The sequence below is a fragment of the Amycolatopsis rhizosphaerae genome (genome assembly GCF_007713715.1).
Lineage (GTDB): Bacteria > Actinomycetota > Actinomycetes > Mycobacteriales > Pseudonocardiaceae > Amycolatopsis_E > Amycolatopsis_E rhizosphaerae.
In genome coordinates this window covers 1-5633 of record NZ_VJWX01000464.1, presented here as the reverse complement: position 1 = coordinate 5633, position 5633 = coordinate 1, and the positions used below count along the sequence as shown (strand labels likewise).

The following is a 5633-nucleotide window of genomic DNA, read 5'->3' as shown; positions in this document are numbered from 1 at the left end:
AGGTGAGAGCGGTCACACAACGGCGATCAGGCGAGCAGCGCCTCGCGCATCACTCGGCGTTCGTGTACGGGCTGTAGAACGGGGTGGTGCCGTGCCGTGGGGTGGTGTCGAGCCACGGCCGGGAGATCGAGGTCCAGCCGGAGGACCCGCAGGCGTAGTACCGGCCGTCGATGGCGATGACGTCGCCCACCGACAGGGAGCGGTTGCGGCGGTCGCGGTACTCCAGTGCCCGGTGGTCCGGGGTGCCGAAGCCGGCTTTGGCACCCACGTTGAACAGTTCGAACACCTTCGCGGCGATCTCCTCGTCGGTGGTGCTCACAGTGACCGCCGGCTCGTCGTAGGCGTAGACTTCGACGACCCGGTCGTCGTGGTCGAAACCGAAGGCCATCGCGGCTGGGCTGACGTTGTGGAACACGCGGATCCGCGCTGGCGGACGCGGCGGGGCCAACAGCGCCCGCAGTTCGGCGTCGCACTGGTCACGGTCGGCCTGGCGGCGGGCTTCTTTTTCCTCGAGGTGGGTCAGTAGTGCGGCATGCATGTGCACGCCAGCGGCGCCGATGTAGTTCTCGGCTGCCTCCCCGCGATTGGCCATGCGAAGCAGCAGCATCGCCAGCCGCTTGTGCTCCGCGGAGGTTGTCGGCGGCTCGCCGCTGCCGTCGTTGTCGTAGCAGCGATACGGCGTCAATTCCCGCTTTCGGGACGTGAACATGGGTGTCTCCCGTGAAAGTGTGTGGTGTCCTGGTAGTCGGTTTCCATTGCCACGAAAGGGCTTTGGTCGGGCCCCTTGCGTGGCCCCGCCCGTGTCGGCGACGCGGAGTGCGTACGCCCCACCTGCTTGGCGGTGCGGCGGGATCAGTGGTGGCCGGGCTCGTCGCAGTCGCTCTTGTGCGACTCCAGCCAGCGGCCTCGATCTGGCCGCAGGAGGCCAGCAGCCCGGTGTGGCTGGTCACTGCGGCCATTTCGGGCGGAGCCCGTGAAGGGGTCTTTCACCGGCACCTCGTGGTGGCCCACCCGGTGTTGTCCGGATGGGCCACAGCATGGATAAGGGCTACTTGACCAGTGCCATCGCGGACAGCGCGAGGTCGTCGAGCGCGTCGGCGCGGTCGGCGTCGGGCACGGTCTGGCTGTAGGACGTGATCGCGTTGGCGATTCCGGCTGCGGTGAGCTGGCCGCCGGCGATGAAGTGGGACAGGACGCCGTCCCGCTCGGCTTCGGAGAACCCGAGCTTCTTGGCGACTACCTTGATCGTCTTGTCCGCCTCGGGGACTGGGGTACCGGCCAGATGATCGATCTCCTCGATCTGTGTGGCCAGGAAGGCCGGGGACAGCCACTCGCGCACGGCGTCGCGGGTCTGTGCGGTGATCACGGCCAGGTGCTTGTTCTGGGTGTCTCGAGACCAGGTCACCGACCCCTGCTCCATCTTCACGCCCTGGTGCATCTTCCGGATCCCCAGTAGCGGCAGGGTCAAGCCGTTGCGGCAGATCTTGACGTACAACTCGGGCTTGATCGTGACCGCGCCGTCGCCGATTTCGGAGTTGGAGAACCGGAAGCCGGCGAACACGATCGGTTCGTCACCGGACTCATAGTTCTGGCCGTCGGCCCGTGCGATCCGGCGTGCCCTGTCGACGTCCGCGGCGACCTCTCGCCGCTGCGCCTCCAGGTCGGGGTTGGCGTAGAACGGGTTGCGGTAACCGCGCAGGAAGTGCGGCGCCAACTGCGCGACGGTGGGCGAGTAGACCTTGCAGTGCATCGACGACTCGGTCAGGTCGCAGGAGCGGATCTGCACCTCGGCGTCGGCTTGGCGGATGCCATCGAGCACCGCGGTGAGAACGTCGAGGTTGTCGATGATGCCGTAGCTGTCGGACAGCAGGGCCCGCAGCACGCCCCGCTCGCTGTCCTGGCAGCGGAACAGGCGCAGCAGGAACGAGCGTTCGTCGGCGGGGTAAAGCATGGTGGTCTCGCCGGTGGCCGACCGCTTGGACCTGCCGTGCAGCAGGCCGTTGACATTGGCGTCGTAGAGGTCGGGCCGCTCGCCTCGCAGCTTACGCAGGTACTTCAGCCCGATGCCGAGCTTCGCGGCGATCGTGGCGTCCGCGTCCTTGGTGGGCACGTACAGGCCGTTGACGACGGTGACCCCGTTCTCGTCGACCACGGGCTCGACATCGGAGAGCGCGATCGCGCCGTCGCGGGAGCGCAGCGCGGTGGCCGGGGCGACAACGTCGAGCTTGGCGGCCTGCTGGTCGCGCAGCATCGTCAGCATGTCCTGAAGATCCGCGTTGCGGGCGGTGGTGATGACAGACATGTTGGTACCTCTCCAATTCACTCGGTTTCCTAGGTAGGCAAAGGGGTTTGGTCGGTCCTTTTTGGGCCTGCGTCGGTGGTGCTGCCCCGTCTCGGTGGGGCGCACTCGGTGAGCACCGGCGGCGGGGCGGGGTCAAGCCGCATGCTTTTCGCGGCTTGACCCCGGTTTGTCGCCGGTGCAGAGTGCGCACGCCCCACCGAGCCGGGGCGGTGCCGCTTGGCCATGAGCGGCGGTGTGGCGCGGAGCGTCGGCGGCCCCACGACGGTGTCCGACGTCGATGAGGCTGGCGGGAAAGCACCCCGGTACTGCTCGGTGGTGCGGTTCCGGCAGGCAACTTCGGCGATGGTCATGCCTTTGCAGGAGGCGAGCCCGGTGAGGCGCGGGAGCAGCCGTGGCAGCCATCCGGGTTGTTGGTAGCTGTCGCAGGTCGTGGCGAGGTGGACCAGTTCAGGCGTCGGGTGTTGCGGAAGTCGCTGCTGTGGCGGCCTAGGTAGCCGGAACCCGAGACGGAATATTTAGCGTGCGCGGGGAAGACAGCCCTGCCGGTGGCCGACATGAGTGCCGGACCAGCCCCGCGTGCGCCGGGAAGGATGAGCCAGGGACGCTTACGTTCGGGCGACTCAGGGGACCACCCCCGCTCCGCGGGGTCTTCCTCGCGGAGCGGATCTTCGCGATCACGGTCACTCCCGCGTGCGCAGGGAAGACGTCTTGAGGCAGTCGGCCTGCGTGTTCGCTTTCATGCGGTCGCGTGTGGCCCGGCGGGTTTCCGACGTAAGGTTGAAAAGAGCTGTCTCAGGAAAGAGCTCTCAGCGTGCAAGTTGATGCTGTTTCGGACTCCAGGTCTGTATATTCCCAGTTCAGCAAGGTCTTCCCCGCGCACGCGGGGGTGGTCCGCGCTGGCGAAAGCAGCCAATGACCTGTCGGTGGTCTTCCCCGCGCACGCGGGGGTGGTCCGTGACCCAGCTCCGCGCCGCCGGAATCGTGGTCGTCTTCCCCGCGCACGCGGGGGTGGTCCCGCCGCCTTGGCCGCGATCCGCGCCGAAGCAGCGTCTTCCCCGCGCACGCGGGGGTGGTCCGGACGTGCGCACCGTCGGCAAAAACGGCTGGATGTCTTCCCCGCGCACGCGAGGGTGGTCCCTCGACGTTCACGCTCGACCCTGGGGTGTGGACGTCTTCCCCGCGCACGCGGGGGTGGTCCCGCCACCGGGAAACCGGAGATGATGCTGCCCCCGTCTTCCCCGCGCACGCGGGGGTGGTCCCGACCCGGACGAGGTCCAGTGGCGGCTGCGCTAGTGTTCCCCGCGCACGCGGGGGTGGTCCCCGCACCCGCGTGGCGCCGGGCGGCAGGGTGAAGTCTTCCCCGCGCAAGCGGGGGTGGTCCGTAGATGGGCGCCCGTGGACCCCACTGGCGCGGGTCTTCCCCGCGCAAGCGGGGGTGGTCCCGTCGGACTGACCCGCCATGTCGGCCGCCGCCTGTCTTCCCCGCGCACGCGGGGGTGGCCCGCTGATGCGCACGGTCGCCGGCCTCAAGGTGAAGTCTTCCCCGCGCAAGCGGGGGTGGTCCGACCCAGTAGATCCCGGCGTGCTGGATGGTGATGTCTTCCCCGCGCCTGCGGGGTGGTCCGGCGCGATCAGCGTGGTGCCCCGGGTTATCCCGTCCTCCCGGCGCCTGTGGGGGTGTGCGTGCTCTGCTGGCGTCGCTGTTCCGGTTTGTCCGAGGACAGCCGAGCCCGTTCTATTGCACATGGGCGCGTGGGGGTGTATCACGCGCGCATGTTGCGCGCGCAACGTCGCGCGCGTTCGTGCGCCCGCGCGCATGTACGTACAAGAGCCAATGCCCGTGCCTGCCTTCGTGCGTGGGCAGGCACGGGTCTGGCGGTCAGATGGTCCAGCCGGTGAGGCGGAGCAGGTGGGTGTACTCAGCGTTGTCGAAGGCCAGGCCTACGGCGTCGCCGCGGATGCGTTCGATCTCGCGGGCGGGGAAGCCTTGATCCCGTGCGTCGCTGAAGGCGGCGGCGAGTTCGGCTTGGCGGGTTTCGACGAGACGGTGGGCGGCCGCCACAGCGCGCAACTGGTTGATCAGACTCAGTCGCAGCGCCTTTCGGACGGATTCGGGCATGCAGACTCCCTCCGCCGGTACCGGAGCGACTGGTAGCAGGCTGCGCCTGTGCGTCGTCGGGAGAACCGCGGGGACAGTGTCCGTTGCTGGATGGGGTAGCGGGCGGCCGTCGTCGGCCGCCTTCGTGTGCGCGTTTGCGTCCTGGTTCGGGCTGGGCGCGGTGTCCGCGCCGCTCGGCGGGCACTGCGGCGTCAGAGTGCCCGGGTTGGTGTTCAGATTCCCCGAATCGTCTGGACCGGATCGTGCGGCGCTCTGAGCGCCGGAAACGTTCATGTCAGGGTTGGCGGCATATGCCTCGGATTGTCTGGTGCTGGTTTTGGGTGTGGGTGTGTGGCGGGTTTGACGGGTGGCCTTGGTAGCGGCAGCTGCGAGCCGTTCCGCGCCTCCCCGAGCAGCACCCGGGACTTCGTTGATGCTGCGAGGTTCAGGCTGCATGGCTGATGACCTCCGTGGCGAGGTGGATCATGTCGAGGGTGAGCGCGGCGGTGTTGGCGCCGTGGGTGGCTTGGGCGGCGATGACCGTGCGGATCTTGCGGCGGGTCATCCACCCGTGGTGGCGGACGAAGGTGTCGGCGACTCGCACCCCATGCGTCTGAGCGAGCGCGAGGAGTCGGCGGGATTCGTGGCCGGGGAGGTGCGCCGGGTTGGCGGGGACGCGGTTGGGGACGAGCAGCAGGTTGAAGCCGGCGAGTTCGTCGAGGGCGTCTTCGACGGCATCGAGTTCGCCGGTGCCCAGGATGACGGGCATGACGACCAGGTCGGCGGCTTGGGCGGCGCCGAGAGTGGAGCGGCTGCCGCCGGGGTGAGTGTCGGCCAGAACGGGCCGGTTCCAGGTCTGGCTCCACTGGACGAGCAGGTCGGCCATGGTGTCGGGTTCGGGTTGGTTGGGTTCGAAGTCCTTGTGTCCCGGGACCATGTCCGGGCGCTTGCGGCTGCGGTGCAGCCGCGGCGGGCGACCCTGATCGTCGAACAGGACGTCGAGCAGGGGAGCGTGGACGTAACGGCGGGTTTGGTGGCCGAGCAGGCGAGACACGCGGCCGCCGTCCCAGTCCAGGTCGACCAGGACGGCATTCAGCAGCCAGGCAAGTTCCTTCGCGAAGGTGGATTTCCCCTGTCCGCCCTTCGGGGACAACACGGTGATGATCTTCCCGGGCAGCCGGACTGTGGCTTGTTCGCGAAGGGCTGTCACGGCGGCCGTGACGTGTTGATGGT

General features: G+C 68.5%; 4 protein-coding genes and 1 CRISPR repeat array. All 4 genes read right to left on the bottom strand.

What is annotated here, in order from left to right; all coding sequences use genetic code 11:
• Positions 1 to 49: 49 nt before the first annotated feature.
• Complete coding sequence (locus tag FNH05_RS30665) at positions 50 to 709, bottom strand: hypothetical protein (RefSeq protein WP_144592342.1); 660 nt, start codon at positions 707 to 709, stop codon at positions 50 to 52.
• Between the two features lie 339 nt (positions 710 to 1048).
• Positions 1049 to 2302, bottom strand: a complete 1254-nt coding sequence (locus tag FNH05_RS30660) for a hypothetical protein (protein ID WP_144592341.1) — start codon at positions 2300 to 2302, stop codon at positions 1049 to 1051.
• A gap of 865 nt (positions 2303 to 3167) precedes the next feature.
• A CRISPR array of direct repeats spans positions 3168 to 3866; the repeat unit is 28 nt; unit sequence GTCTTCCCCGCGCACGCGGGGGTGGTCC.
• Between the two features lie 315 nt (positions 3867 to 4181).
• Positions 4182 to 4421, bottom strand: a complete 240-nt coding sequence (locus FNH05_RS30655) for a hypothetical protein (RefSeq protein ID WP_144592340.1) — start codon at positions 4419 to 4421, stop codon at positions 4182 to 4184.
• A gap of 424 nt (positions 4422 to 4845) precedes the next feature.
• On the bottom strand, positions 4846 to 5633 hold a 788-nt coding region (locus FNH05_RS30650), incomplete at its 5' end, for a ParA family protein (protein ID WP_222426753.1).

Excerpts from the sequence above, each read along its gene's own strand:
- FNH05_RS30655 (WP_144592340.1), bottom strand. The coding sequence starts at position 4,421 with ATGCCCGAATCCGTCCGAAAGGCGCTGCGACTGAGTCTGATCAACCAG.
- FNH05_RS30665 (WP_144592342.1), bottom strand. The coding sequence starts at position 709 with ATGTTCACGTCCCGAAAGCGGGAATTGACGCCGTATCGCTGCTACGAC.
- FNH05_RS30660 (WP_144592341.1), bottom strand. The coding sequence starts at position 2,302 with ATGTCTGTCATCACCACCGCCCGCAACGCGGATCTTCAGGACATGCTG.